The organism is Rickettsiales bacterium (assembly GCA_029252805.1).
Lineage (GTDB): Bacteria > Pseudomonadota > Alphaproteobacteria > Rickettsiales > JALZUV01 > JALZUV01.
Genome location: JAQXAR010000060.1, coordinates 1 through 26965, shown reverse-complemented (window position 1 = coordinate 26965; position 26965 = coordinate 1). Strand labels below are relative to the sequence as shown.

24 protein-coding genes are annotated in these 26965 nt (G+C 48.4%); 9 read left to right on the top strand and 15 right to left on the bottom strand.

The window, feature by feature from the left end:
- The first annotated feature begins 388 nt into the window (after nucleotides 1–388).
- Nucleotides 389–709, top strand: a complete 321-nt coding sequence (locus P8P30_10965) for a hypothetical protein (protein ID MDG1288061.1) — start codon at nucleotides 389–391, stop codon at nucleotides 707–709.
- Nucleotides 710–727: 18 nt separating this feature from the next.
- Here P8P30_10965 and P8P30_10960 read toward each other — a convergent pair whose 3' ends face one another.
- Nucleotides 728–3007, bottom strand: coding sequence for a pentapeptide repeat-containing protein (locus tag P8P30_10960; protein MDG1288060.1), 2280 nt, complete (start codon nucleotides 3005–3007; stop codon nucleotides 728–730).
- 54 nt (nucleotides 3008–3061) lie between these two features.
- Between P8P30_10960 and P8P30_10955 the strand changes: the two genes are divergently transcribed.
- Nucleotides 3062–3802: a ComF family protein gene (locus P8P30_10955; GenBank protein MDG1288059.1), complete on the top strand. Its 741-nt coding sequence runs from the start codon at nucleotides 3062–3064 to the stop codon at nucleotides 3800–3802.
- A 127-nt stretch (nucleotides 3803–3929) separates the two neighbouring features.
- On the top strand, nucleotides 3930–5156 hold the full coding sequence (locus P8P30_10950) for a pitrilysin family protein (GenBank protein MDG1288058.1): 1227 nt from the start codon (nucleotides 3930–3932) through the stop codon (nucleotides 5154–5156).
- 13 nt (nucleotides 5157–5169) lie between these two features.
- Here the strand turns inward: P8P30_10950 and P8P30_10945 are convergent, their stop codons facing one another.
- A complete protein-coding gene (locus P8P30_10945) occupies nucleotides 5170–6291 on the bottom strand; it encodes a microcin C ABC transporter permease YejB (protein ID MDG1288057.1) in 1122 nt (373 codons plus the stop codon).
- Between the two features lie 213 nt (nucleotides 6292–6504).
- Between P8P30_10945 and P8P30_10940 the strand changes: the two genes are divergently transcribed.
- A complete protein-coding gene (locus P8P30_10940) occupies nucleotides 6505–7350 on the top strand; it encodes a hypothetical protein (protein ID MDG1288056.1) in 846 nt (281 codons plus the stop codon).
- A 559-nt stretch (nucleotides 7351–7909) separates the two neighbouring features.
- On the opposite strand, the gene P8P30_10935 is transcribed toward P8P30_10940, so the two are convergent.
- The gene (locus tag P8P30_10935; GenBank protein MDG1288055.1) at nucleotides 7910–8899 is read right to left on the bottom strand and encodes a BMP family ABC transporter substrate-binding protein; all 990 of its coding nucleotides are present in this window, start codon (nucleotides 8897–8899) and stop codon (nucleotides 7910–7912) included.
- Between the two features lie 4 nt (nucleotides 8900–8903).
- Between P8P30_10935 and P8P30_10930 the strand changes: the two genes are divergently transcribed.
- Nucleotides 8904–10652, top strand: a complete 1749-nt coding sequence (locus tag P8P30_10930) for an aminopeptidase P family protein (GenBank protein MDG1288054.1) — start codon at nucleotides 8904–8906, stop codon at nucleotides 10650–10652.
- A 9-nt stretch (nucleotides 10653–10661) separates the two neighbouring features.
- Here P8P30_10930 and P8P30_10925 read toward each other — a convergent pair whose 3' ends face one another.
- From P8P30_10925 to carA, 5 genes are all read right to left on the bottom strand, one after another.
- Nucleotides 10662–11426 (bottom strand): flagellar biosynthetic protein FliR, encoded by a 765-nt coding sequence (locus P8P30_10925; GenBank protein ID MDG1288053.1) that lies wholly within the window; start codon nucleotides 11424–11426, stop codon nucleotides 10662–10664.
- Between the two features lie 5 nt (nucleotides 11427–11431).
- Nucleotides 11432–11722: a flagellar biosynthesis protein FliQ gene (gene fliQ, locus P8P30_10920; GenBank protein MDG1288052.1), complete on the bottom strand. Its 291-nt coding sequence runs from the start codon at nucleotides 11720–11722 to the stop codon at nucleotides 11432–11434.
- A gap of 55 nt (nucleotides 11723–11777) precedes the next feature.
- A complete protein-coding gene (locus P8P30_10915) occupies nucleotides 11778–12149 on the bottom strand; it encodes a DUF5118 domain-containing protein (GenBank protein ID MDG1288051.1) in 372 nt (123 codons plus the stop codon).
- A gap of 71 nt (nucleotides 12150–12220) precedes the next feature.
- On the bottom strand, nucleotides 12221–15481 hold the full coding sequence (carB, locus tag P8P30_10910; protein ID MDG1288050.1) for a carbamoyl-phosphate synthase large subunit: 3261 nt from the start codon (nucleotides 15479–15481) through the stop codon (nucleotides 12221–12223).
- Nucleotides 15474–16637 (bottom strand): glutamine-hydrolyzing carbamoyl-phosphate synthase small subunit, encoded by a 1164-nt coding sequence (gene carA, locus P8P30_10905; GenBank protein ID MDG1288049.1) that lies wholly within the window; start codon nucleotides 16635–16637, stop codon nucleotides 15474–15476. Before carA ends, carB begins: the two co-directional genes overlap by 8 nt.
- A 109-nt stretch (nucleotides 16638–16746) precedes the next feature.
- On the opposite strand from carA, the gene P8P30_10900 reads away from it, so the two are divergent.
- The 3 genes from P8P30_10900 to ftsA are packed head-to-tail and all read left to right on the top strand — an operon-like array spanning nucleotide 16747 to nucleotide 19827.
- On the top strand, nucleotides 16747–17760 hold the full coding sequence (locus P8P30_10900) for a D-alanine--D-alanine ligase (protein MDG1288048.1): 1014 nt from the start codon (nucleotides 16747–16749) through the stop codon (nucleotides 17758–17760).
- Nucleotides 17720–18574: an FtsQ-type POTRA domain-containing protein gene (locus P8P30_10895; protein MDG1288047.1), complete on the top strand. Its 855-nt coding sequence runs from the start codon at nucleotides 17720–17722 to the stop codon at nucleotides 18572–18574. Before P8P30_10900 ends, P8P30_10895 begins: the two co-directional genes overlap by 41 nt.
- Nucleotides 18571–19827, top strand: coding sequence for a cell division protein FtsA (ftsA, locus tag P8P30_10890; GenBank protein MDG1288046.1), 1257 nt, complete (start codon nucleotides 18571–18573; stop codon nucleotides 19825–19827). Before P8P30_10895 ends, ftsA begins: the two co-directional genes overlap by 4 nt.
- On the opposite strand, the gene P8P30_10885 is transcribed toward ftsA, so the two are convergent.
- The 4 genes from P8P30_10885 to ligA all read right to left on the bottom strand — a co-directional run bounded on the left by P8P30_10885 (nucleotide 19811) and on the right by ligA (nucleotide 23618).
- Nucleotides 19811–20206: a hypothetical protein gene (locus tag P8P30_10885; protein MDG1288045.1), complete on the bottom strand. Its 396-nt coding sequence runs from the start codon at nucleotides 20204–20206 to the stop codon at nucleotides 19811–19813. The genes ftsA and P8P30_10885 overlap by 17 nt on opposite strands.
- On the bottom strand, nucleotides 20199–20585 hold the full coding sequence (locus P8P30_10880) for a hypothetical protein (protein MDG1288044.1): 387 nt from the start codon (nucleotides 20583–20585) through the stop codon (nucleotides 20199–20201). The genes P8P30_10885 and P8P30_10880 overlap by 8 nt, the downstream gene beginning before the upstream one ends.
- Nucleotides 20586–20688: 103 nt before the next feature.
- Nucleotides 20689–21591, bottom strand: coding sequence for a 50S ribosomal protein L11 methyltransferase (locus P8P30_10875; GenBank protein MDG1288043.1), 903 nt, complete (start codon nucleotides 21589–21591; stop codon nucleotides 20689–20691).
- Nucleotides 21570–23618, bottom strand: a complete 2049-nt coding sequence (ligA, locus tag P8P30_10870; GenBank protein ID MDG1288042.1) for an NAD-dependent DNA ligase LigA — start codon at nucleotides 23616–23618, stop codon at nucleotides 21570–21572. The genes P8P30_10875 and ligA overlap by 22 nt, the downstream gene beginning before the upstream one ends.
- Nucleotides 23619–23686: 68 nt before the next feature.
- On the opposite strand from ligA, the gene P8P30_10865 reads away from it, so the two are divergent.
- The gene (locus P8P30_10865; GenBank protein MDG1288041.1) at nucleotides 23687–24136 is read left to right on the top strand and encodes a hypothetical protein; all 450 of its coding nucleotides are present in this window, start codon (nucleotides 23687–23689) and stop codon (nucleotides 24134–24136) included.
- On the opposite strand, the gene recN is transcribed toward P8P30_10865, so the two are convergent.
- The 3 genes from recN to P8P30_10850 form a co-directional block, all read right to left on the bottom strand.
- Complete coding sequence (gene recN / locus P8P30_10860) at nucleotides 24133–25797, bottom strand: DNA repair protein RecN (GenBank protein MDG1288040.1); 1665 nt, start codon at nucleotides 25795–25797, stop codon at nucleotides 24133–24135. The genes P8P30_10865 and recN overlap by 4 nt on opposite strands.
- A gap of 6 nt (nucleotides 25798–25803) precedes the next feature.
- Entirely contained in the window at nucleotides 25804–26613 is an 810-nt protein-coding gene (locus P8P30_10855; protein MDG1288039.1) for an outer membrane protein assembly factor BamD, read from the bottom strand.
- A 248-nt stretch (nucleotides 26614–26861) separates the two neighbouring features.
- Nucleotides 26862–26965 (bottom strand): IS1595 family transposase (locus tag P8P30_10850; GenBank protein ID MDG1288038.1); only part of this gene is annotated, 104 nt, incomplete at its 5' end.

Here is a 26965-nt window from a genome sequence, read left to right as displayed (position 1 = left end):
GTAGAACCCGCAATGAAATATTTTATCAACTCTAACTGCTTATTTCTCGATAACTTACAATGCTTTATATACATCAATAACTCCTAACAATTTAAATGTTAGGTGTCAGCCCCAAAAACTGTTGTGGTAAACACTGTGTAAACACGCCTCTTTGTAAACGCTTTATGGGGCTTGGGTAAAGGGTATATCTACTCTCTCTTTTCGGCCTAAAACTAAAGACCGAAGCCGCTTCTATGACTATCGGGGGCTCAGCGTAGTTTGCGCTTGGGTTTGCGACTGAACTATAGCTTAGGAATCTGGTGCTCTATCCAACTGAGCTACGGGACCAGCCATGAGATCTTCATAAAACTGTAACACTTTTAGGTAAAGAGGTTTGGTATATTAAAGTATGAATAAAACACATATCGCATTATTACTTGCTGCAACCGTAGCTTTTTCGGGCTGCCGTCCGATGGCACTTCAAATGATTGATCCTGAAGGGCCTGCTGAATATCAGCTTGGTTGGCAGGATGGTTGTGACACGGGTCTATCAGCGGATAGTGGCTATTTTTATAAAATGATGTATGGCTTCAAGAAGCGTCCTGAGATGGGGGCTAATGACCTGTATAAACAGGGATGGAACGAAGGGTTTACCTATTGTCGCTTTACCTCTGGCGCGCTTAATAGAGAGGGTAGCTGGCAAAAAGGCCCACTAGGTATTCCTTGGTAGGCTCTCTCCCTCCTAAATTTAAATCGGTTCGTTTGGATCATGCGGCGTGAGTTTGCGCAGCGCATAAGAGAGTGAGAATGATTTCGACATACTCACCACAAAGAACAGTAACGGCACCAACGTCAATACTCCCATCAGCATCATTTCCATAAGGCTTAGCTCATTGTCTTCGAGCTGTGAGATAACATTCTGCAAGATGATCGCAAGTAAGAAACTCAGCAAAAACCAGCCAATACCAAAGAAAAGGAAGAGACGACTGCCTTTTTGCAATGTCTCTGAAACAGCACCCACATCTGGCATATTTTGGGTGGCGGTGCTTTCTTGATTCTTTTCGTGCTGCAGCTGTCTTTGTAATTGCTCGCGTTCGGCTATCAAAGCGCGTTCGCGTTGTTCCAATTCATCACGAATACGGTCGAGCTTCTGAATCTCGCTATTCAGATTGGTGCGCTCCACTTGCATGAATTGCGCTTGAATTTCCGCAGAGACATCTTGCGCCTGCGAGAAGTCTGTACTGTTGAGATCGACATGGCTGAGTACTGCATCTTTGAAACTCGCTTGTATGATTTGTGCCCCGTCAAAATTAGCTTTAGTCAGATTTGCTTCGCGGAAAATGGCTTGCGTCAGGTTGCTGTGGTTAAGGTCGGTACTCTCCATCTGCGCGCCACGAAAGTTCGCCAAATTTGCGGTGGAGTGCTGAAGGTTTGTATCTTTCAAATTCGCATCACGGAATATCGTTTCCTGCAAGTTGGCCTGAGTGAAATTACAATCTTCTGCTTGCGCGGCGCTGAAATCAGCGTTCTGTGCTTGCGCGGCGCTGAAAGCGGAATAATTTACGTTAGCTTGGGTGAAGTTAGCACTGTTTATCGTTGCCGCCGTGAAGTCGGAGCCCTCTAACTGGCAATCGCCGAAATCCGCTTCGGATAATTGTGCTTGGGTGAATTTGCACCGTGCGAGATTAAGCCCGCGGAATGAAGCACCGCTCAAGCGTTGGTGGCTTAAATCCATCCCTGCGAGATTATTTTCTTCTCTAAAGACCGCGCGCCGGCCTTGCGCCCCATTACTATCCAACCATTGTTGATGTTCAGTAAGGAGTGTTTGCAGGCTATCATCGGCGCCAGCAGGGGGAGGGGTTTTGATACCCGCTAATTCGCCCGGGCTTAGGGAAGGAAGGGTGAAACCTGCTGCTTCGCCCGTGGCCGATGAAACCTCTTGATCCAGTGTATCAAGCACGTCTGCTGTAATCGTGGGTTCCTCTGCGATAGGGTCAATATCAAGCTCGGCAAGGAGATCGTCATCATCTTCGTCGTCGAAAATACCTTGAATGTTGCTATGCAGCGTAGGATCTGCGATGACCGGTGCTTCAACGATGGGTGTTTCAGCAATAGGAGCCGGTTGCGTTGCTGGAGCTTCCATAACAGGTTCTGGTGCGATGGCAATTTCTACAGCAGGAGTAGGTTCAGGTGCTGACGTCTCTACAGCAGGCGAGGGTTCGGATGTTAACGCTTCTACAACAGGTGCAGGTGTTTCGACGGCAACAGGTTGTTCATTCCACAAGTTATCTGAGTTTGCGGCGGGCTCTTGTGGCGTTGCTGGAGCCTCTATAATAGGTGCCGAACCTTGTATAATAGGGTGAGAGCTAACCTCTGTAACAGGTCCTTCTTTTGTGGCGATAGGCTCGATGGATGGCTCGGAGGTAATGGGCTGAAGGGGGGGCGTTATAGTAGGTTCGATAACGGGTTCTGCCATCGTAGGAACCGCCTCTAGCACGGCAGGTTCGGACCGTTCTGTGACCGCCGCCACCTCTGTCTCTAGAGTTTGAGGTATGTCCCGATGCCAGTCACGATAGCTATCCAAGTCAACCGGTTCCTCTAGCCGACGGAACCGAGTATTACCAATTTCGCGAACCGTTTCCTCTTCGGGTGCATCTGCTTCTGTAGGTGGTGTCTCAGCCAAAACTGTTTCGGTAGTGGGAGCAGGTTCGGGCACGGGAGCGGCCTCTGCTGCTGGAATGGCCTCAATAGCGGTTGCTTCGAAAGGTTTGATTAGCTGGTCACTCGCGGGTAAATTCCCTTCGGAACTTGGTGTTGCGACAGGAATTTTCGGTGCTTCAGGGGCGGTCGAAACGACAGGAGTTACCGGTGCTTCGGGTGCTGCCGGTGTTGCTGCAAGTACGGGTGCATCTGGACGATGTGCTTCATCGCTCCAAAAATCCATGGTAGGTTCATTGGGGTTCGTGTCCGTCGCCTGCGTTTGAGGGGCTTTGGCTTGACCTTGTTTACCGAACAAAGAATCACTCATTTTAGTATCCTGCAATTTATATCGAATCTTACCATTTTTATTACTTGGATATTCATGATACAGCAAGTTTTGATGCAAGTTCTAAGACAATCTTTGAACCTTTTATTCCCGCCACAGTGCGGGTTGTGTCGTGAAATGGTGGGCGAAAATGGCGGCGTCTGCAGCGATTGTTGGCAAAAGCTCAATTTTATTTCTGCGCCCTTTTGTAGCCATTGTGGTTATCCGCATGAATTTGATATGGGGCAGGGCGCGCAATGTGCCGCCTGTATGGAAACAACGCCAGAATATCATGGGCATCGTTCCGTGCTGCATTTCGATGATGCTAGCAAACGCCTCATTCACGATTTGAAATATTACGATAAGCCGCTCATGTTGGATACGTTCGCGCGTTGGATGGCACAGGCGTCGCCCGAGTGGATTGACTTAGATGAGGCGCTTTTAGTGCCGGTTCCCATCCACCGTTGGCGCTTGCTGAAACGCAAATATAATCAATCGGCTTTATTGGCAAAACGCTTGGCCTCGCTGCAAGAAATGCACGTAGGATATAACATTCTGACGCGTATTAAGAACAATCCACCCCAAGCTAGTTTGCCCCGTAAAGAGCGTCTTAAAAATTTAAGCGGTGCCTTTGCAGTGAATCCCAAAAAGCGCGAAGCAATCAAGGGCCGCACCATTATTCTGATCGATGATGTGATGACCACCGGCGCAACCATCAATGCCTGCGCAAAGCAGCTCAAAAAAGCAGGGTCTGGCCGTGTTTATTGCCTAACACTTGCCCGCACGGTTCTCGATTAGAAATCCCGCTTGCATCACCTAACGGATGCTTTAGAACTCCGCCTCTTATGAGTCTGACCATCCGACAAGCCTGCGCCGAAGATGCGCCATTAATTTATCAATTTATTTGTGATCCGGCGGAGTAACTATGAGCTATCAATGCACCAAATTAGAGAATGGCTTGCGTATCGCGAGCGAGCATTTACCCAGCGTGGAAAGCGCGACGATTTGTTTCTCCTTTAATGCCGGTGCTCGCCAAGAAACAGATTCGCAGCACGGCCTAGCGCACCTATTGGAACATATGGCCTTTAAGGGCACACAGCGTCGCAATGCCCGCCAAATTGCAGAAGCGTTTGATGATATTGGGGGTTCGGTCAATGCTTATACCAGCATGGAAAAGACGGTCTATTATGCGCGGGTGCTGAAAGAGCATTTGCCGGTAGCGGTCGATGTGTTAGCTGATATTTTGCGCAACTCAACCTTCACGGATGAAGAGCTCAAGCGCGAGCAAGAAGTGATCGTGCAAGAAATCGGCATGCATCACGATTCGCCGGAAGATTTAGTCTTCGATAATCTGCATGAGGTGGCTTATGGCAAGCACGCGCTCGGCAAATCGATTCTCGGGACTGCCGAAACCGTACGCCGTTTCACCGCCGATGATCTACGCGAATTTATTGCTAGCCATTACCATGCACCGACCTGCGTGATTTCTGCCGCGGGCAATTTGCAACATGATGCTCTCGTCAGCCTAATGCAGGAGCATTTTAGCGATATTACACAAGCGCAAGCGCAGCCCCTGCAAAAGCCTAAATTCCAAACCGGCGAAAATAATGTCGTGCGCGATGAGCTAGAGCAAATGCAGGTGATGATGGCTTTCAAAGGCATCACCCCTCACGATGAATCTTACTATGCGACGCAACTACTTTCGACGCTTTTCGGTGGGGGTATGTCCTCTCGCCTCTTCCAAGAAGTGCGCGAGAAACGCGGCCTCGCCTATAGCGTTGCCTCCTTCCTCACTGGCTATCAAGATGGGGGAATGTTTGGTATTTACGCCGCCACGGGTGCCGAGAAAAAAGACGAGCTCATTAATGTGCTAAAGCAAGAAACTGCCAAGCTACTCGATGGTGTGAGCGATGAAGAACTTACTCGCGCGAAGAATCAGCAAAAAGCAGGGTTGCTTATGCGCCGTGAGAGCGTCACCGCCGTCGCCGAATGGATTGGCCGCCATCTACAAGATTATGACGAATACCGTACCGGAAAAGACCTAACCGCGTATATTGATGCCGTGACAAAAGCAGATGTTATAAAAGCCGCTGCTCATATTTTTGAAAAACCCGAAATAGCCCTCGCAACCCTCGGACCTAAAGCAGTATAACGCTTTTAGCGCCTTAGCCTCGACTCTCAAAGTCAATGCGTGGGTCGACCATGACATAGGCCATATCGCCGATCAGTTTGAAGATGAGGCTGAGTAGGGTGAACACGAATAGCGTTCCAAACACGACCGGGTAATCACGGCTAATGGCGGCTTCAAAACCGAGTAACCCCAATCCATCGAGTGAGAAGATCACTTCAATCAGCAGCGATCCGGTAAACAGGATGCTGAGGATCGCGCCGGGAAAACCAGCAATCACAATTAGCATCGCATTACGAAAAACATGGCCCGTGAGTACTTGCCTCTCGCTTAAGCCTTTGGCGCGTGCGGTCAGCACATATTGTTTGCCAATTTCATCCATAAACGAATTTTTGGTTAGCATCGTCAGGCTCGCAAAACCCGAGATCACCATCGCGGTGACGGGCAGGGCGATGTGCCAGAAATAATCCGCGATCTTAGCCGGCCAACTCATAGCGTCCCACCCTTCGGAGACCAGCCCGCGTAAGGGGAATATTTGCCAATATTGCCCGCCCGAAAACAGGATGATCAGTAAAATCGCGAACAGGAAAGACGGAATCGCATAGCCGACCACAATCAGGCTGGAGGTCCAGATATCAAAGGCGCTGCCATCGCGCACTGCCTTGGCGATACCGAGCGGAATGGAAATGAGATAAACCAGCAGCGTCGTCCATAGTCCAAGCGAAATTGAGACGGGCATTTTCTCTAAAATCAAATCCAGCACCGGCACATCGCGGTAGGAACTATCGCCAAAATCGAGCGTTACATAATCGCCGAGCATCTGCCAGAAGCGTGTCAAAGCGGGCTTGTCGAAGCCATATTGTTTCTCGAGTTCCTTGATGAAATCAGGGTCTAACCCTTGCGCGCCGCGATAGGCTGAATCGGCGGCTCGGGTTTGCAATTTCCCCATCGCCGCTTGCTGGCCCGCCATGCCTAAATCTCCGCCCGCGCCACCGCCGCCAATACGGCTAGCTGCACCGGTTGCCGTGCCTTTAATTTTGGCGATCGCTTGCTCTACCGGCCCGCCCGGCGCCGCCTGAATAATCGCAAAATTAAGCACCATAATCCCAAATAAAGTCGGAATAATCAGCAGTAAACGGCGAAGGATATAAGCGTGCATGGAAGGCAGAGTACACGGAGTGTTTCCACTTGTCATCAAACTGAAATATTATTTTGTTTAATGGGAGCTCAATTTTGATTCTTAACCTCTAAAGAACTACAAGGCCGTGCCTCTTTACATTCTATTTTTTCCTCGTTGGGAGATGTTTAAACATTTAAAAAAATAGATTCAAAGAGGTACAGCCTTTTTCTTTAGAAAAAAACCCATAGCGATATGAAAAATTTCAAAATCAGTAATTTTGTACTATGTTTAGTTTTCGTGGCTTTTGCTTCATGCAAAAAAAATGAAATAGAAAAACAATGCTTTCCTAATTTCGAAAATAATATTTCTATTTCGACCCCAATTGATTTTAGCAAATTTGCTGAAATGACAATAATCTGGGAAGACGAAACATCCGAGAATGTTATTGGAAGCTTTTTTGAACTTGATTCAATTTATTCAGGCTCTGAAGCTTCAGCATCATTGTGGATGTGGAGTGTGGACAGAAAAATCTGGATTCAATCATTAATCCGTAAATGCCCTCAAGATGGCTATGCGGATAGCGAAAGCGAAGTTTTATTCACTTTAGATGGTGGAGTCTTTTCGGCTTATGTCGAGGAGCAAGTAGACGAAGCAAATAGTACGTCGACTAAGACAGAGTACTACTTTATGGAGTCGGTGACTCAAACCGGCGAATTTAAGCCTCTTAGTGAATTTTTGGAAAATGACATGACGTTATTTCATGCCATTGCTGGAAAACTTATTTTTTGGCCACAGGTTTGGAGCGCCATCAGATACGATGGCACTATCATAAGTGCTTTGCCGAGCTCAAACCTACAAGTAGGAAATGAAAATTTCCTAGATTTTAGGATCGAATCTGCTACGGCTTGGGGCGTCCCAAGTCTTAGGATTGGGATAGGGAATGTTATCAATACGTATAATTTTACGGTAAGTCCCGTAAACGATTATATTCATTTGGTAACCATTACTATCAAGTACGATGGTGTAATGGTTGTTCAATTTGATGCTTATAGCGATATAGAGGGTAACAACCTCACGCTTAGTACCAAAAATAAATAAAAGTCCTCCCAACGGGGCTTTTTTTTTGCCTAAATTTTGACTTAGTGATGCAAAAACTGTCGCTTGACTTACCCGCTCAGATTGTGTTTATTGGCCCTAGAGTGTCTAATTTAGATACTTCGGGGATTCAAGACTCCAACACAAAGCGGTTGTGTGACAGCAATCGTTAACTACACTGTCTCCTCGTTCCTAGGGTCGGGGTGGTGGCGTTATATCATAGGTTTCGACCGAAGGCGTCGCGGCCAACTTTGTGTGGTTTTTTGAACACCCCGGCTACCAGTGGGAAACTCCCTGCTGGCAGCCGCTCGCTTAAAGTCGGGAGGATCGGGGAATAGAAGACCATGGTTAGGCAATCTGGGAATACTCGTTCGAATGTTGTAAATAAGGTGAAGCCTCCCGGCGTTTGTGAGGTGCTATCATGTGCAAGAGATAAAAATCAGAATCGCCCCCTTCCGGCTCCGCCAAAAGGGCGTTATTCTGTAAATATAGGCTCAAGAAATTGTGAGTGCAGGCTTGCCCCTTCGCCGCAATTGTCACAGAGTGCCTTTTGGGGCGTGGGCTATTTTTGGTTATAGCTTTCGACATTGACCAAACCGCGGATGATGAAGTCTTTGGCTTTTTCGACTTGGTCTACGGTGTCTTTGGTGATGAGCTTGCGGTTATGGATATCGACGGCATAATCCATCGCGCCTTCGCGGATACCAAAATATTCAACACCGGACTTCCACGTGTTGAGGTTATTTTGCTTCATGGCATTATAGACCGCTTTATCGACGCGCTTGAGCAGTGAGGTCAGCATCGAGCCGGGGAAATTATCATTTTGGTTAATATCCACGCCAATCGCATAAACATGCGGATAGTGCGCGGCAGTTTGCTGCGCGCCCAGCGAGCTTCCGCCAGCGGCTGCGAAAATAATATCCGCGCCATTATTAATTTGTTCTTGCGCTAATTTCGCGGCCATTTCGGGATTGCTGAATGCTTCCTCGGTCTTGCCGATCATATGCCGCTGAATTTTAATGTCTGAACGCACATATTCCGCGCCCTGTTTGTAACCGTAAGCAAAGTTGCGAATTACCGGTGCATCCATGCCGCCGATAAAGCCAATCATGCCGGTTTTGCTGTGTAAAGCGGCAATCATGCCAACCAGAAAACCGCCTTCATTATCGCGAAATACGACTGATTGGACGTTTTTGAAAACGGGAGGGATCATGCCATCGATCACCGAGAAATGCGTGTTTGGGTATTTATCCGCTAAGCCTGTTACGGCAGAAACATTTTGGAACCCAAGGCCAATGACCAGCTTTTTGCCACTACGGGCATAACGCTCAAATACTTTCGCGCGCTCTTCACCTTCTTTTAACGTATGTTCGATATAAGTAATGCCAAGTTCATTACGCGCACGTTCGGCCCCTTTGCGAGCCATATCGATGAATGCCTTATCGGTCTTCTGACCGCTATTATCATAGATAAGCACGATAGGGTTTTCAGTTTGCGCAAAAGCAGGTAAACTAAATAATATGAAAATGAATACACAGAATAAGCGAGTCATGAGCATGACTATACATCAGGAACGGTTGGAAGCCATCCGAAAAAATCTACGTCGAGAGGGAGCGGATGGATTTATTTTGTCCAATGGTGACGAATTCTTCAGTGAATATACGCCGGAACATGAAAAGCGCCTCGAATGGTTGACCGGTTTCACCGGTTCTGCCGGTACGGTGATTGTGCTCGATCATAAACAACCTGAGCGCTCTGCCTTTTTTACCGATGGCCGCTACACGCTGCAAGCCAAACAAGAAATTGATGAATCGCTTTACGAAATTTACAATAGTTCTGAGATCAGCCCCATTGAATGGCTGAAGAAAAATGCGGCGGGCGATAGTATCGCATTTGACCCATGGCTCGTGTCGATCGCACAAATACGCCAATGGAAAGAACAAGCCCGTAACCTACTTTGGGTCACAACCAAATCAAATCCTGTCGATGAATTATGGCATGATCGCCCGGCACCCACTCAAGCACCTGCCTTTGAGTACCCGCTAGAATATGCGGGCCAATCGACTGCAGAGAAAGTTATTATCATTGCAGAAAAGCTCATAGAGAATGGTGCTGAGGCAGTACTTTTAACACAACCGGAGTCGGTTAATTGGCTTCTTAATATTCGTGGTAATGACATTGAGAATACCCCTCTATTGCTCTGCCGTGCGATTGTCTCTGATGCAGGAAAGGTGGCGCTCTATGCCGATGAAAAGCGCCTTCCACCGCTGCCCGATAATGTAAAAATCTATCCGGCAGACGTGCTGCGCAAACATCTTAAACGCTGGAATATGGGAGTGGTGTGGATACAGCCTTCCGTGACTCCGGTTCGACTCTACCGTGCGCTCAAAGCTGCCGGAGCTCGCTTTATCCAGCAGCAAGATCCTTGCACCACGCCCAAAGCCATTAAAAATGAAACGGAACTCAAAAATATCCGTGAAACTCATCTGAAAGATGGACTGGCGCTGACTAAGTTTTTGCACTGGCTTGATACTCAAGACACACTCCCAACGGAAATGACCGCAAGTGATCAGCTAGAAGCATTCCGTAAAGAATCGCCTGATTTTCGTGAGCCGAGCTTCCCGACCATCTCAGGCTTTGGCCCTAACGGCGCGATTGTACATTACTGTGCAGAAGAGGATAGCTGCCTCACTTTCCAAAAAGATAACCTTTATCTTGTGGATTCAGGGGGGCAATATTTGGGTGGCACAACAGATGTGACACGTACCGTCGCGATCGGCACACCCGCCCAAGAAATGTGCGAAAATTATACTCGCGTCTTGCAAGGGCATATTGCTATCTGCAGCGCGATTTTCCCTAAAGGCACCAATGGTAATCAACTCGATTCTCTCGCACGGGACCCGCTGTGGAAAGTTGGCCTCGATTATGATCATGGCACAAGCCACGGTGTTGGCTGCTATATGGGCGTGCATGAAGGCCCGCAAGGTATCAGCAAACGCTCCAATGGAGTTGCGCTACAAGCGGGCATGGTTATGTCGAATGAGCCAGGTTATTATAAAACAGGTGAATATGGTATTCGTATTGAGAATCTCGTCGAAGTGGTTGCTTCAGAAGCGGAGGGATTTCTCACCTTTGTCAATCTCACCTGCGCCCCGCTTGATAAACGTCTTGTCGTTCACGCAATGTTGACCGAAACGGAGATCAAGTGGTGGAATGACTATCACCAATGGGTATGGGACGAATTAAGCGGTAAGCTAGATGGCGTGGCCAAAGAGTGGCTTAAACAGGCTTGTGAAGCTCTGTAAACATTCTTTTTAGCCGCCTAAGAAAGCCGTTAAACGTGCTTCGGCAAAGTCTAAATACCATAAAAGCATTCCGCTTAAGGTTGTCATCAGCACCCAAAAACTGATTTGAATCTGGAGTGGAATAATCACAAAGAATACCTGCATATTCGGCATGAGGCGTGCCAATATGCCTGCCGCAAGATAGAATATCAAACCCATCGCAATAAGGGGCGATGCCAATTTCACAGCGATATTAAAGACATCGGAAACAAGCCGCGTAATCGTGTCTGCTATATCGCCTAAAGGAAGCATCTCCCCTGGCACAAAGAGTGTGTAGCTATCGACCAGCCCTTGCAACATCAAGTGATGCAGATTGGTCGTAAAGATCAAAACGACCGCTATCATACTCAAGAAATTACCAATAACGGAACCCTGTGTAGCCTGTGAGACATCAAACATGGTCGCCGCGGCGAGCGAGGATTGATACGAAATAATCACACCGACCGTATGCATGATCGCGATGAGATAACGCGCTAAGAATCCGAAGAATATACCGATCACCATTTCTCCGGCAATCATTGCAGTCAGCGCGAGGGGTGAATCCGGAATTCGCGGCAACCCCTCTTGCAAGACCGGAGTGAGTACAAGCGCAATCAGCAGCGCAAAGGGCAAACGAATCCGGGGGGAAACATAGGTTTCTCCGACCCCTGGTAATAGCATGATACCCGAACCAATACGCACAAAGATGAGCAGAAAGGCGAAGAGCTCAGCAACGATAAAAGATTCTATCGTCACGGGCGTTACTGCTTTAACTGGCGGTCATAGGTTCCGATTTCCGTCATCCGAATAAACATACGATCCGTAAACGCATCCAGCGTCGTCAGCATGAAAGGTAGAAATATCATCAAGCCAAGGAACACGGCGATGATCTTTGGGACAAACGTGAGCGTCATTTCCTGAATTTGCGTCAAGGCCTGGAATAAAGCGATAATCAAGCCGACTCCCATCGCGATCATCATGACGGGCGCCCCTGCAGTCAGCAAAACCCATAAGGCATCCTTGGCAATATCAATCACTTCTATTTCGGTCATAAAATGAGTGTAGCGGAAATCAAAGATTGCAGCAATAAAGGAGATAAGCGGCTAATTAATCTTTAAAACGCCTCGCACCTTGAGCGACGATCTGGTCAATCACGCCTTCTTGACCGATGGCTTTGAAAATCTCTGTTGCATCTAAGGTAAACATATCGCGCTTCGCTATCTTACCCGGCAGCTCGTTTAGAGACCAACTACTTGCTTTAGCAATGTTTAGAAAACCATGTTCCGAAAAGGATACTTGATTATATTTCTTGCGCTGCAAGGGTTCTTGCTCATGCTCTGCGTTGAAGTAATGCTTATTCAATATCTTCCGAGGAATAATGAATATAGGTTTCCCGTCATTCGTATGAATACCAATCAATCCAGTTTTTGCGGCTTCAAAAATAATGCGTGCATACTCTTTATTAATCGGCTTTGCCATAAACGGATTCGACCTTTTCTATATTCCTAAAGAAACAGTTATTGCAAAGAATAATTAAATTTTTCTTAAATTTAGAAATATGCTTGTAGTGGCTTCACTTTTAAGCCACCTTTTTGTTGGGCAGCTTCGATCGCCTCAACCAATGCAAAGGAACCTGAAACCGTCGTACTGTAAGGAATCTTGCGCATCAGTGCGGTGCGGCGGATGCTGAAACTATCTTTGATCGATTGCGCACCTTCCGTCGTATTAAGCACTAAGTTGATCTCATCATTGATCATGCGATCGACAATATGCGGACGCCCTTGCAGCACTTTATTCACTTGTTGCACTTGCGTCAGGCCATATTCTTGTAAGAACTTCGCCGTACCGTCAGTCGCCACGACATCAAAACCCAGAACCATCAGTTTTTCAACAGCGGGAGCAATCGCCTGCTTGTCCGATTCTCTGACCGAAACAAATACGGTCCCTTCAAGTGGTAAGGGAAGGTTTGCGGCCAAATGCGCTTTCGCACGAGCCTCGGCAAATGTCATGTCCAAGCCCATTGTCTCGCCGGTTGAGCGCATTTCAGGGCCCAAAATCACATCCACACCCGGGAAACGGGCGAAGGGGAATACGGCTTCTTTCACCGCTGAATGTTTGAGGTTCTTAAGCACATCATCCGATGTATCAAGGCCGAAATCAGAAAGGCGTTCGCCCACCATTAAGCGTGACGCAATTTTCGCGACCGGCACACCCGTCGCTTTTGCGATGAAGGGTACAGTACGGCTAGCACGCGGGTTCACTTCGAGAATGTAAATTTCACCATCTTGAATAGCGAACTGAATATTCATCAAACCAATCACATTAAGGGCTTTGGCTAATGCAAAGGTTTGTTCACGAACTTCTTGAAGAATTTCATCACTCAAACTATGTGGCGGCAATGAGCAGGTGGAATCGCCCGAGTGGATCCCAGCTTCTTCAATATGCTCCAAAATACCGGCAATATAAACGCTCTTGCCATCGCAAAGCGCATCAACATCAAGTTCAATCGCGTTATTAAGGTAGGTATCTAACAGGATTGGACCTTCGCCAAACATGCCAGCGATGCTAATTACATATTCCTTAAGTGCTTCTGGCGTATGAATTATTTGCATCGCACGGCCACCTAGTACGTAAGAAGGGCGAACCACGAGTGGGTAACCAAGTACTGCCGCTTGCTCCAATGCTTCTTCATGGTTATGGCAAATTTGGTTTGGCGGTTGGCGTAAACCAATCGAGAAGAGGAGTTTCTGGAAACGTTCGCGATCTTCTGCCAAGTCGATAGAGTCTTGCGACGTTCCGATAATTGGAATCCCCTCGCGCTCTAATGCGCCGGCAAGTTTGAGTGGAGTCTGCCCACCGAACTGCACGATCACGCCTTGCAGATAACCTTTTTTCTGCTCGCCTTTAATGACTTCAATCACATCTTCTTCTGTCAGTGGCTCAAAATAGAGTCGGTCAGACGTATCATAATCGGTCGAAACGGTTTCAGGATTACAGTTGATCATGATGGTTTCGATACCCACTTCGCGCAGGGCGTAAGCGGCATGGACGCAGCAATAATCGAACTCAATACCCTGGCCGATACGGTTCGGGCCACCGCCCAGAATCACAACCTTATTTTTGTCTGAAACATCCGCTTCATTTTCAGCGGGTGTCACACCGTCGCCTTCATAAGTGGAATACATATAAGGGGTAAGTGCTTCAAATTCCGCCGCACATGTGTCGATACGTTTATAAACCGGATGCACTCCGAGTTTGTGACGCAAGGCCGTTACTTCGGGTGTAATTTTGCCCGCAAGACCTGCAAGTTGTTCGTCAGAGAAACCGAGTTTCTTCAGCTCGATTAGCTTCGTTGCATTAAGTGGGAAACCATCTTGTTTGACTTGTTTCTCTGCGTCGGTAATACGCAGCATTTGACGTAAGAACCACGGGTCAATCTTGGTAATACTATGCGCTTCTTCGACACTCATGCCGAGGCGAAGTGCTTGTCCTACTTGCAATAAACGTTCTGGCGTTGGCTTGGCAATCGCTTCGCGGAACGCATCAAGTGGTTCGGCGTCAATATCCGCATCGAGCTTCACTTCATCCATGCCATGTAGGCCAGTCTCGAGCGAGCGATAGGCTTTTTGCAGAGATTCTGGGAAGTTACGGCCAATGGCCATGGCTTCGCCCACTGAATGCATCGCTGTGTTTAGAATAGGGGATGCGCCAGCGAATTTCTCAAATGCAAAGCGGGGAATCTTTGTGACGACATAATCAATCGTTGGCTCAAATGCTGCGGGAGTCGCTTGTGTAATATCGTTGGTAATTTCATCGAGGTGATAGCCCACTGCTAATTTCGCCGCAACTTTCGCAATCGGGAAACCGGTTGCTTTAGAAGCGAGTGCAGACGAGCGCGATACGCGTGGGTTCATCTCAATTACGACCATGCGGCCATCTTCTGGATTGATCGCGAATTGAACATTTGAACCGCCGGTTTCAACGCCAATTTCGCGCAAGACTGCCAAGCTGGCATTACGCATAATTTGATATTCTTTATCCGTGAGCGTCAGTGCAGGTGCAACAGTGATAGAATCCCCCGTATGCACGCCCATTGGATCAATATTCTCGATTGAGCAAATGATGATGCAGTTATCCGCGCTGTCGCGAACCACTTCCATTTCATATTCCTTCCAACCGAGAACCGATTCATCAATCAGCACTTCTGTAGTAGGCGAAGCGTCGAGACCGCTGGCCACAATCGCATCATATTCTTCTTTATTATAGGCGATACCGCCGCCCGTGCCGCCCATAGTGAAGCTTGGACGAATAACCGCTGGCAAGCCAATATGTTCTAAATGCTGTTGCGCTTCTTCCACGGAATGTACGACCGCGTGACGCGGGGTTTCAAGGTCAATTACTTCCATCGCTTGGTTGAAGCGCTGGCGGTTTTCTGCCTTATCAATTGCGTCGAGTTTTGCACCGATAAGTTCAACGCCATATTTTTCCAATACGCCGCTCTCAGCCAATTCTTTGGCACAGTTAAGCGCAGTTTGGCCACCCATGGTCGGCAATAGAGCATCAGGTCTTTCTGCTGCGATCACTTTTTCCACCATTTCGGCGCTGATCGGCTCGATATAGGTCGCATCGGCCATTTCAGGATCGGTCATGATCGTCGCTGGGTTGGAATTCACCAAAATTACGCGATAGCCTTCTTCGCGCAATGTCTTGATTGCCTGAGTCCCGGAATAATCAAATTCACAAGCCTGACCGATTACAATCGGTCCCGCTCCAATAACAAGGATGGATTTTATATCGTCGCGTTTAGGCATGTTTTCTCATCAATTTTGTAAATTCATCGAATAGGTAGCGTGAGTCATGGGGGCCCGGAGAAGATTCTGGGTGGTACTGCACACTAAAGACAGGTTTGGTTTTATGGGCGAGGCCTTCAATCGTGCCATCAAATAGCGAGCGATGTGTCACTTTCACATCTTTGGGCAAGCTGCCCGGCTTCACCACAAAACCGTGATTCTGGCTGGTAATTTCGATCAGGCCATTTCCCAAATTCTTGACCGGGTGGTTCGCCCCGCGATGACCTTGATGCATTTTCTCTGTCTCTGCACCCAGCGCAAGAGCGAGTAACTGATGGCCGAGGCAAATACCGAAGATCGGCAGGCCTTCTTCGATCAACCCCTGCAATACAGGAATCGCCATTTCACCGGTCGCCGACGGGTCCGCCGGGCCGTTCGAAAGGAAAATACCATCGGGCTTAAGTGCCATAATATCTGCGGCTTTATGGCTAGATGGAACAACCGTCACCCGGCATCCCGCTTCCACCAATGAGCGCGCGATATTGAGCTTTTGCCCGTAATCAATTGCCACTACATGCAGGCCATTCTCATTTGCTGCATCGTGGTAGCCTTCGCCAAGCTTCCAACTTGCTTGCTTCCATGGCATTGCGCTATCGAGGCTGACTTCGCTAGCCAAATCCATTCCGACGAGAGACGGATGATCCGCGAGCTTGGCTTGCATCTCTTCCAGCGGGAATTCTGCACCTGCTTCGCCATACCAAATCAGCACATTTTGTGCGCCTTTATGGCGAATATGGCGAGTCAATGCACGCGTATCAATTCCGGCGATCCCTATCATTTCATGACGTTTCAGCCACAAGGTAAATGGCTCTTCGTTCCGGAAGTTAGAAGGCTCGCTCGGTTTTTCACGTAAAATTAGACCCCGACACGCAGGTTCAGTAGATTCATTATCTTCCGGCGTGGTACCGGTATTACCGATATGTGGCATGGTAAAGGTGACGATCTGCCCTGCATAGGAAAGGTCGGTTAGCACTTCTTGGTAGCCGGTCATGCCTGTATTGAAACAAACTTCACCAACCACTGATCCGTGGGCACCTATACCATATCCAAAAAACAGGGAGCCGTCGCCGAGTAGAAGTGCGGCAGTGCATGTCGCTGGCATTTGACGTTTCGTCATTGTGACTCCGTAATTTTCGGGAAACTATGCTAAGCAAAGGCAGCGGTCAAGCAGGTTTGATGTAAATTTTTCATAGCCTCTTGTTACGCGGCAGGTTAACAATGATTCCATGAGTGATTTTAAACATATTGCCGTGCTCTATGGCGGCTGGTCAGCGGAGCGTGATGTCTCGCTAAGTTCAGGAGAGGCAGTGGCAAAAGCATTGGCCGAAACCGGCTATCAAGTGAGCCTTGTCGATGCGACGGAGAATCTCGCGGCAGATCTCTTAAAGTTAAAACCGGATGCGGTGTTCAACGCCTTACATGGCCGTTGGGGTGAAGATGGTTGTGTGCAAGGGTTGCTCGAAATGCTGCGTATTCCTTATACGCATTCAGGCGTGTTAGCTTCTGCTGCTGCTATGCATAAACCGACGGCGAAAGAAATCTTTGAAGGTCACGGTTTGCAATGTCCAACCGGCGGCACTTACACTAAAGAGAAAATCATCGCCGGCGAACCGATGCCGCGACCTTTCGTTGTAAAGCCAATCAATGAAGGCTCTAGCGTCGGTGTTGAAATTTGCTTTCCCGGGGATAATAAGCATTACACGGCAGAGAATTGGCCTTTTGGCGATGAAGTGCTAATTGAACCTTATATTCCCGGTCGTGAGATTCAGGTTGCTGTGCTGGATGGCGAAGCTCTCGGCGCGATTGAGATATGCCCGAATGCGAGCTTTTATGATTACGAAGCAAAATACACGGATGGCAAGGCAGAACATTTGATGCCAGCTCCTATTGAGCCTGAAGCTTACGCTGAAGTGTGTGATCTCGCGCAGCAGGCGCATAAGGCGTTGGGGTGTCGCGGTCTCACCCGTAGTGATTTTCGATATAATGATACCGATAATAAGACGTATGAAGCTGGGCAAAGCAGATTTTATCTGTTAGAAATAAATACACAGCCGGGTATGACTCCTTTGTCGCTTTCGCCAGAAATTGCCGCCCATGGTGGGATTAGCTTTACCGATCTAGTGGAGCATTTGGTGCAAAGTGCAACGCTGGATAATGTTGAAGCTGTAGAGAATAATAATAAAAAACAAGATGCCGATCATGGGGAAAAAGAAACCATCCACGCGGGCGGGGCAGTATAAACAAGCCTCTCGTCAACGTGCCAGTCGCAAGCGCCGCAAGGAATTAAGCCGCAGCGCGAAGTTCGTCGCCTATGGCAGCGCTGGATGTATGGTTCTTATCGTCCTCGGTTGGATCTTTATGAGTGGCACTGCCGCAATGTGGAAAAATGAAATCACCACGGCTTTTTACGAGCAAACAGGCGATGCGGGATTTGAACTCACTAACGTTTACCTTTCTGGTCATGATCGTTTGAGCAAACAAGCGATCTTGCACCATAGCCAACTGGCTTACGGGCAGCCGATTCTTGATATCTCATTGCCGAAATTGCAAGAACGGCTCGAATCATTACCGCAAATTCGCCGCGTCCAAATCGTGCGCCAGCTGCCAAATGACTTGCATATTCATGTCCAAGAACGCTATCCTATCGCGCTTTGGCAAGAAGGCGAATCTCTGCATCTCATCGATGATGAAGGCGTGTTAATGGGTAGTGGCGATCCGATTAAACATAACCATTTGCCATTGCTTGTTGGCTCCAAAGCACCGATGAATTTGAATAAGCTCATGGTGCTGCTCGACAAGACGCCCGGCTTAAAAGAGCAATTTGATTCAGCTGTTTTTGTGGGAAACCGTCGCTGGAACCTCTGGCTTACAAGCGGTATTGAAATTAAACTTCCAGAAGAAAATACCGATGCCGCTTTAGCGCAACTTGAAACGCTCCATAGTGCCAAACCGCTTAAAGGCACGGACATTAGCAGTATCGACCTGCGCGTGCCGGAGCGCATGTTTATTCGCCCTAAAATTAAACTCGTCCAACAGGCTGCCCAGCAATTATGAACATGTCGAATCGGTTAGTGCGCGGCGGTCAGGTCGCCGTGTTGGATATTGGCAGTAATAAAAGCGTTTGCTTTATTGCGGATATGTCGCCTGAAGGTAAAATCGAGATTGAGGGCGTGGGTCACATGCTTTCTAAGGGGTTGCGCGGCGGTATCATTACGGATGCAGCGGAGGTGGAAACCTCGATCGTCACTGCAGTCCACACAGCAGAAGAAATGGCCGGCGTTCAGGTTGAAAAAGTATTTGTAGGTCTCACCTTACCGCAAATCCGCTCGCGCCATTTTGCGATTGATTTGGATTTAGGTAGAGAACCTATCTCTGAACGCGATCTACAAGACCTCCTTGGTGAAGCCGCCAATATTGTGCCAGAAGGCGAAACCATCCTGCATATTATGCCATTCCGTTTTGATCTGGATGGGCAAAAAGCCATACGCAATCCGCGCGGCATGGTCGGCGAGAAACTAACGGCCAGCTTATTGCTCGTGACGGTGCCGGATAATCTATTACGAAACCTCACCCACTGCCTTGGCCGCTGCCATTTAGAAGTGGAAGGCTTTGTCGCCAGCGCTTACGCTTCCGCCCTTGCGTGCCTAGAAGAAGACGAAAAAGAACTCGGCGTCACCTTGCTCGATATGGGCGCCTTCACGACTGGTTATTCGGTCTTTTCTGCCGGACGTTTGGTCTACACAGGCTCGGTCGGAGTCGGCAGCCATCACATTACGCAGGATGTAGCACAAGGCTTAAGCACCAGTATCCAGCAATCGGAACGCCTTAAAACGGTGCATGGCGGCGCGGTTGTTTCACCCGCAGATGACGCGGTTATGGTTGAAGTTTACCCGATTGGTGCGGTCAATGAAGAAGAAGCGACGATGGAAAAACGTAGCCATCTAAACCATATTATTCGCCCACGTGTGGAGGAAGTTTTCGAATTGACCCGTGATGCACTTGATGCCGCAAATTTAGGCCCAGCCGCAGGTAATCGTATGGTTCTAACCGGTGGGGGTAGTCAGTTACTGGGAGTTGCTGAGCTTGCACATAAGATGTTTGATAAGCAAGTTCGCTTAGCGTCACCGCACGGTTTTGAAGGTCTCGCCGATGCCACCAGCGGCCCGGCCTTTGCTACTCCGATTGGGATGCTTAATTATGCCACCCTAATGCGCGGAAGTCATAGCTGGATGCACGCCCACTCGCACGGAACTTTTAACGGCAAAAGCTTCGGCCAAATACTGCGTTGGTTTAAAGAGAACTTTTAGGGCTTAGTTTAGCCGGCACAATGTGACACTCATTACGCCTATGGCTCACACGCAAGGCGTCCATTTCCATTTGTAGTTCGCGATGCTGGATCTTTTCGTCTTCATGATAATCTGCCATGGCCGCTAGAGGAGGCACCCAACCAGAGAAATACCCGAGTGCTTGATTCTTCTGACGTGAGCTTGCAATCTCTGTTTCAATTGCGACGATGCGTTTGCGGATTTGCGTTTGAATCGTGGAAATTTGTTCGCAATCATCTGGAATGCCTTCGATAGGCCCTTTTTCGACTAGGCCATCACTTACGGGAGGGAGCTCCAATGCAGGAGAGGCACAGGCCGCTAAAAATAATGCCGTTAGGAGGCAGAGATATCGATTATTCATCTAAGTAACGAACCGCGCGGCCTTTGCCATCAAGTGAACCCCAGCTCATGAGGCCTATACCCACCGTGCCATAACGCACGAGAACTACTGCATCCGCGCCAAGCTCTGCTGCTTTCTCTTTCAGTTCTATATTTACCATCGCCTTGGTTGGGTCTGCATGGAAAATTGTCGTTTTATTGACATTCACTTCAATATCGCCCAGTGACTCATATTGACGATCCGTGATATCTTCTGTCATGATTCTGACAAAGGCTGCCGATTTCTTTTTAGCTGGGGCGGTCGCTGTACCTGATTCATTGCTGACAGACGCGGTAGACCATGAACCGGAACAAGCTGAAAGCGAGAAAAGTACGAGACATAAAAGAGCAATACGCGTCATGGTTTATCCTTCAATAAATGATTACTTGAAGGGAGAATATCGCACAGGGAAGCGAATGACAAGCGCCTCTAGAGCACAGGTGGCGCTTCACTGCGGATGATACTTACCTCTGCAGCGTCAGAGCGCTCCATTCATCGCGGTGGAGGCGGTGGGTGCAGGTGAGGCCTTGTGCTTCGTAAGCGGCCAGTACCTCTTCTTCTTGGCGAATTAATAGGCCGGAGAGGATCATCATGCCATTATCTGTGAGGCCCGCGACCATCTCAGGGGCGAGGGTGACGAGTGGCCCGGCGAGGATATTGGCGATAATCAGATCGTAAGGTGCCGCGGCTTGAATCTTATCATGCTGCATGCCACCTGCGGTTACGAAGGGTAAGCCAGTCATGCCATTTTTCGCAGCATTTTCAATGGAAGTATCAACCGATGGCTCGTCCATATCGCCGCCAATCACGAAGGCATCTGCCCATAGGTGCTTTGCGGCGAGGGTGAGAATGCCTGTGCCGCAGCCGACATCGACAATCTTTTTGAAGGCTTTATCTTCAAGTGCCTGCATTGCTAGAATACAGCCTGCTGTGGTGGCATGCTCGCCGGTACCGAAGGCGCGGCCTGCATCAATCTCTAGCGAAATCGCGCCCGCTTTGGGTGCAAGGTGCGAGCCGTGAATATAGAATCTTCCAATTTCTAGCGGGGGAAAGTCTTTTTGATTTTCCGTGACCCAATCTTGCATTTCTAGGTTTTCTAGCGTGTGACTGTGAATGCCTGAAATATGCGAAAGTTCGACCGTCGCGCGTTTGCCTGGTAGTAGAATTTCCATCTGCCAATGCGCGCCTTTTTCCTTCTCAAAATGTGACATTGAAAGGGCTTCTTCTTCAAAGACCAATTCAATCATCGGCACGGCTTCTTTTTCGCACACTACCGTGAGTGTGGTATAATATTCATGACTAGCGAACGGGTTATCTTCCGTTGAATCGCCCTGATAGTCGCCATTTATGAGATATGTTTCAGCCATGTGTTTTCATCCATTATGTCTACGCCAAGCTCAGTTGCTTTCTTCAGCTTTGAGCCTGCTTTTTCTCCCGCTACTAGATAGTCAGTTTTGGCGGATAAGCTAGAAGAAACCTTTAGTCCCAAGCTTTCCGCCTTGGCTTTGGCCTCATTACGTCCCATTTTCAGGAGGGTGCCGGTAAAGACGACGGTTTTGCCAGCCAGTGGTGAATCGCTGGTGATAATCTTTGCATCTTGAATATTCATTACTTCAATCAGCTGATCGACGATATCGCATTGAGATTCCTCCGCGAAGAATTCCACCACAGACTGTGCCATCACCTCGCCAAAGCCTTCGATATTAATTAAATCTGCAGCAATGCCTTCGCGCTGCATTGCTGTAAACCACGTTTGTGCTGTGATGAAGTGCCGGGCAAGCAGCTGTGCATTGCGTTGTCCAATATGGCGAATTCCGAGGCCAAAAATGAATCGTTCCAGTGAAGTCTCGCGTGCTGTTTCAATGGCAGAAAAGAGGTTGTTTACGGATAATTCTCCAAAACCCTCACGTGACATTAGACTATCCCGATGTGGCCCCAAAGTGAAAATATCGAACGGCGAATGCACCATCCCTTCACCGTAAAACAGTTCAATTTGTTTATCGCCTAACCCATCAATATCGAGTGCATTACGGCTGACAAAATGTTTGAGTCGTTCCTTTGCCTGCGCCTCACAAGTGAGGCCGCCCGTACAACGCAGTACGGCTTCACCTTCCTCGCGCACTGCGTGACTATCGCACACCGGGCAAGTCGTCGGGTAGGCGTAAGGCGTGCTATCGGCGGGGCGTTTAGCGATGATGGCTTCAACCACTTGCGGAATCACATCGCCGGCGCGTTGGATGATGATCGTGTCGCCCTCGCGGATGTCTTTGCGCAAGATTTCATCTTGGTTATGTAGCGTTGCGCGGCTGACGACGACGCCGCCCACCGTAATGGGAGTAAGATGTGCTACTGGAGTCAGCGCTCCTGTGCGCCCGACTTGAATTTCGATTTTCTCTAGCAACGTTTGTGCCTGTTCCGCTGGAAATTTTCGCGCAATCGCCCAGCGTGGCGCGCGCGCGACAAAACCTAGCCGTTGCTGTAACTCTAACGAGTTTACCTTATAAACGATGCCATCAATATCGTAATCGAGTTCGGCGCGTTTTTCGGTCAGTAGGCTGTAATAGGTTTCCACATTCTCGCATCGTTGCATGAGGGGGTTCGTCATAAATCCCATCTCTGCGAACCAGTTCAACATACCTTCTTGCGTGGTGGGATGGTCGCCCTCAATCTCGCCCCAGCCATAGGCGAAATAGGAGAGCTTGCGGCTGGCTGTAATGGTCGAATCTAGTTGACGTAAACTGCCTGCCGCTGCGTTGCGTGGATTGGCGAATGCATCCCTTCCGGCGGATTCTTGTGCTACGTTCAGTGCCGCGAAGTCTGACTTGCTCATATAAACTTCGCCGCGTACTTCTAACAATACAGGGGCGTTGGGGATCTCTTTCGGTAAACTCTCAAGGGTGCGTAAGTTGGCGGTGATATCCTCACCGGTTTGCCCATCGCCGCGCGTGGCACCGCGTACAAACTTGCCATTCTCATAACGTGCGGAGAAGGAGAGGCCATCAATCTTTGGCTCAGCTAGTAGCGCAACTCCCTCTTCTAAATTCAGGAAGCGTTTTACGCGATCGCTGAAATCGACCATATCGTCGTCAGAAAATGCATTACTCAGCGATAACATCGGCACTTTATGTGGCACTTTTGAGAAGCCTTTAATACTCGGAGCGCCGACACGATTGGACGGGCTATCTTTACGAATTAAGTGCGGGAAACGAGCTTCGATCGCATCGTTGCGCTGACGTAGCTTGTCATATTCGCCATCCGAAATTACCGGGGCATCTTGGCCATGATAACGTTTGTCATGTGCGGCGATTTCAAGCGCTAGCCAGATGAGCTCACGCGTAGCTTCAACCTCGCTTAAACCATCGACGGGTTTCTTCGTTTCAAACAATGTGCTCATAAGAAGTGACTTATGTAATAAAATCTTAATCTTTTCAATGTATTCTATGTTTTGAGAAGGAGAGTATAATGAGCGATGTAGGAAGTTTCACATTAAATGATGGAACCCAAGCCAATGCTTTGGTCATGGAATGTGTCATGAAAATTTTAAAAGGCTTTGAGGATAGAGGAGAATATAACTTATTAACAGCTCTTAACCTTCTGGCTAATGAACCCTACAAAGACACAGAACCTAATGTAGAAAAAGAGATTCTCAATTCAGAAAACATGACGGCGCTCGCAAAAACAGGCCTCTTGTCCGTTGCAACTTACATCCTTCAAAACGAAAATGAAGGCGACTTAAACACAACTTCTGACAGAAAAGGTAATTCATACTCAATCCACTCAAGCGCAAAAGAGATTATAAAGAATGCCATTACCTTCAATGGCAATGCTTTTATGACAGAACTACATAGCCCAAGCCTTGAGTATGATATAGTGGTCGTTAACAATGCACAATCTTGGGCACAGAGAAGCTAAACTGCCCTTAACATTATATCAGCTTGTTTACGTGCTTCATCGGTGATGGTTTTGCCTGATAGCATGCCAGCCAGTTCATCGCGACGAGTCGCATCGTCGAGTGCGATCACAGAGGTGCGTGTTTGAGTGCCATCACTTTGTTTTTCCACTTTAAAATGCGTGCTACCTTGGCTGGCAACTTGTGGTAGATGGGTAATACACATGACCTGACCGGTTTTCCCTAATTGACTAAGTCGCTCGCCGATGGCCTCGGCTACAGCGCCGCTAGTACCCGCATCAATTTCATCAAAGATGAGGGTTTTATCGGTATCATTCTCGGCCAGCACCACTTTCAGCGCGAGCATGAAGCGTGATAATTCACCCCCAGAAGCGATCTTTGCCAGCGACCCAAACGGTGTTCCAGGGTTGGTAGAGGCGGTGAATTCCAGACTATCCATACCGTGAATTGCCCAGTGCTCCGGCTCTAGCGGCGTGAGCGTAACTTGGAATTGGGTGGATCCCATTTTGAGGGGTGCGAGCTCGACCATGACTTTTTCAGCTAGTTTCTCGCTGGATTTTGCGCGGAGGGTAGTGAGTTTTTTAGCCTCTATTTCATAAACACTGCGTGCTTGTTTTTCTTCTGCGAGCAAACCAGTCAGTGCGGATTCATCTGAATCGAGGCTTTTAAGGGCTTCATCAATTTCGATTAAATAATTGGCGAGTTCATCGACGGTGCGCTTATGTTTGCGTGCGGCGCCGCGTAGATCAAAGAGGCGGGTTTCGATCGTATCCAACTCTTTAGGGTCATAGCCTGCATCCATAATTAGCGAGTCGAGATATTGTAGCGCTTCTGCGGTCGATTGCTGCGCAGAATCGAGCGACTCAAGCAGGTTATCCAGCACAAGGTTTTCACCCTCACTATCCGAGCGGGTGAGTAAGCGAGCGGCGCGCGCCAAGGCTTCTTCCACCGGATTAGCACCCGCGAGTTCACTCTGTGCTTGTTGCAGTAAGCCACCGAGTTTTTCCGCCTGCATCATTTGACGGCGTTTGACGGCGAGATCTTCTTCTTCGCCTTGTTGCGGTGAGAGTTTGGAAAGCTCGCCGTGAATATGGCGGAAGTAATCTTCCTGCGCCGCGGCTTGTTCAATGGCCGCTTGTTTGGCAGCACGCGTGGCGACAATTTTTTGCCAATCTGTGTAAGCCTTTCCAACGGATGCGAGGAGCGTTTCATGGCGACCAAAACGATCCAGCATTTCGCGCTGGATGGATTTATCAGTGAGAGCGCGTTGGCCTTGCTGGCCATGAACTTCCATCAACTGCTCGCCGAGCATTTTAAGTAAGGCGACGCTAACCGGTTGGTCATTAATAAAGGCGCGGCTCTTGCCATCAGGCAGTAATTGGCGGCGTAATAGTAGATTGTCATCTTCTATCATAAGCCCGTTTTCTTCGCAGAATGTTCTGATAGAGTCGCTTAAGTTAAATTCAGCGGTGAGCGTGGCGGCTTGTGACGTATCGAATAGGGGCTGCCCTGCTGCACGTTCGCCCAACAATAAGCCTAGTGCACCAAGTAAAATAGATTTACCTGCACCTGTTTCACCGGTGAGGACGCATAAACCATCGGAAAAATCCATCTGGCAGCGCTCAACGAGAATGAAGTTAGCAATGGAAAGTTGCTGCAGCATCAGTTTTTAGAAGAGGCCCAAAAAGCCATCGCCTTTTGATGCTTTGCCGTCGCCACCCAATGCCATCAGGCGATAGCTATCTTCATACCACTCGCTGGTCGGGTAATTATGGCCAAGCACGGCGGCATAATTCTTCGCTTCTTCGATGACGCCGAGTTTGATGTAAAGTTCGACCATACGATGCAATGCTTCAGGCACATGGGTGGTGCCTTGGTAATCATCCACGATTTTTTTGAAACGTTTGAGCGCCGAGAGATACTCTTTGCGCGAAATATAATAGCGGCCAATTTCCATTTCCTTACCGGCGAGATGATCAACCGTCAGGTCCTTTTTCAAGGTTGCATCACGCGCATAATCGGATTTAGGGAAACGGCGCATCACTTCATTTAAGGCGAGTAACGCATCTTTCGTCATGGATTGATCGCGGCCCACATCAGAAATTTGTTCGTAATAAGAAAGCGCGATCAGGTAATAGGCGTAAGCGGCTTGCTCATCACCGGGGTAGAGCTGAACATAACGCTGCAAAATGGCGATACCTTCTTCGTAATCTTGATTCTTATAATGGGCATAAGCGCCGAGCATTTGTGCCTTCTTCGCCCAGACAGAATAAGGGTGCTGGCGCTCCACTTCTTCAAATTGTTTGCGCGCTGATTTCCAATCAGACTCATTTAGCGAGTCGAGGGCGTCATTGTATAAATCTTGAACCGGGTCGAGTTTTTCAACTTCGGCCAGTTCAGCTTCTTCCTGCTCAACAGAGTCACTACAGCCTGTCAGCAAAAAGAAGGGGACTAAAATGAATAAAAAACGCCAATGCATAGAGCATCTATAACAGCTCAAAATTAGGATGTCGATAGAGGGCTACTCAAAACACGGTTAAGCGTTTCATTATTACTGAGAGAAGTGGGTGTTGAAATTTTTGACCCCAAAAGAAAAAACTAGCGATTAATGCTGTCACGAGACTGGACAAATTCTAGTGGGAGGTTCGGAAGGGTTAGGGGTTGAGGTTGTAGTGTTTCGATAAATGCAATCGGACGAGTTCGATCTATAACTTTTGGGGCTGACACCTAATAATATTCTTTGAGCAACTTTTTCAGGTCTGCCAGTAAGTCACTTGGTGTGCCCATATTAAACCTCCACTCACATTCTTTCAAGAACAGATTAAAATGCT

Coding starts and splice junctions, on each gene's coding strand:
- P8P30_10965 (MDG1288061.1), top strand. CDS start 389: ATGAATAAAACACATATCGCATTATTACTTGCTGCAACCGTAGCTTTT.
- P8P30_10960 (MDG1288060.1), bottom strand. CDS start 3,007: ATGAGTGATTCTTTGTTCGGTAAACAAGGTCAAGCCAAAGCCCCTCAA.
- P8P30_10955 (MDG1288059.1), top strand. CDS start 3,062: ATGATACAGCAAGTTTTGATGCAAGTTCTAAGACAATCTTTGAACCTT.
- P8P30_10950 (MDG1288058.1), top strand. CDS start 3,930: ATGAGCTATCAATGCACCAAATTAGAGAATGGCTTGCGTATCGCGAGC.
- P8P30_10945 (MDG1288057.1), bottom strand. CDS start 6,291: ATGCACGCTTATATCCTTCGCCGTTTACTGCTGATTATTCCGACTTTA.
- P8P30_10940 (MDG1288056.1), top strand. CDS start 6,505: ATGAAAAATTTCAAAATCAGTAATTTTGTACTATGTTTAGTTTTCGTG.
- P8P30_10935 (MDG1288055.1), bottom strand. CDS start 8,899: ATGACTCGCTTATTCTGTGTATTCATTTTCATATTATTTAGTTTACCT.
- P8P30_10930 (MDG1288054.1), top strand. CDS start 8,904: ATGACTATACATCAGGAACGGTTGGAAGCCATCCGAAAAAATCTACGT.
- fliQ (MDG1288052.1), bottom strand. CDS start 11,722: ATGACCGAAATAGAAGTGATTGATATTGCCAAGGATGCCTTATGGGTT.
- P8P30_10915 (MDG1288051.1), bottom strand. CDS start 12,149: ATGGCAAAGCCGATTAATAAAGAGTATGCACGCATTATTTTTGAAGCC.
- carB (MDG1288050.1), bottom strand. CDS start 15,481: ATGCCTAAACGCGACGATATAAAATCCATCCTTGTTATTGGAGCGGGA.
- carA (MDG1288049.1), bottom strand. CDS start 16,637: ATGACGAAACGTCAAATGCCAGCGACATGCACTGCCGCACTTCTACTC.
- P8P30_10900 (MDG1288048.1), top strand. CDS start 16,747: ATGAGTGATTTTAAACATATTGCCGTGCTCTATGGCGGCTGGTCAGCG.
- P8P30_10895 (MDG1288047.1), top strand. CDS start 17,720: ATGGGGAAAAAGAAACCATCCACGCGGGCGGGGCAGTATAAACAAGCC.
- ftsA (MDG1288046.1), top strand. CDS start 18,571: ATGAACATGTCGAATCGGTTAGTGCGCGGCGGTCAGGTCGCCGTGTTG.
- P8P30_10885 (MDG1288045.1), bottom strand. CDS start 20,206: ATGAATAATCGATATCTCTGCCTCCTAACGGCATTATTTTTAGCGGCC.
- P8P30_10880 (MDG1288044.1), bottom strand. CDS start 20,585: ATGACGCGTATTGCTCTTTTATGTCTCGTACTTTTCTCGCTTTCAGCT.
- P8P30_10875 (MDG1288043.1), bottom strand. CDS start 21,591: ATGGCTGAAACATATCTCATAAATGGCGACTATCAGGGCGATTCAACG.
- ligA (MDG1288042.1), bottom strand. CDS start 23,618: ATGAGCACATTGTTTGAAACGAAGAAACCCGTCGATGGTTTAAGCGAG.
- P8P30_10865 (MDG1288041.1), top strand. CDS start 23,687: ATGAGCGATGTAGGAAGTTTCACATTAAATGATGGAACCCAAGCCAAT.
- recN (MDG1288040.1), bottom strand. CDS start 25,797: ATGCTGCAGCAACTTTCCATTGCTAACTTCATTCTCGTTGAGCGCTGC.
- P8P30_10855 (MDG1288039.1), bottom strand. CDS start 26,613: ATGCATTGGCGTTTTTTATTCATTTTAGTCCCCTTCTTTTTGCTGACA.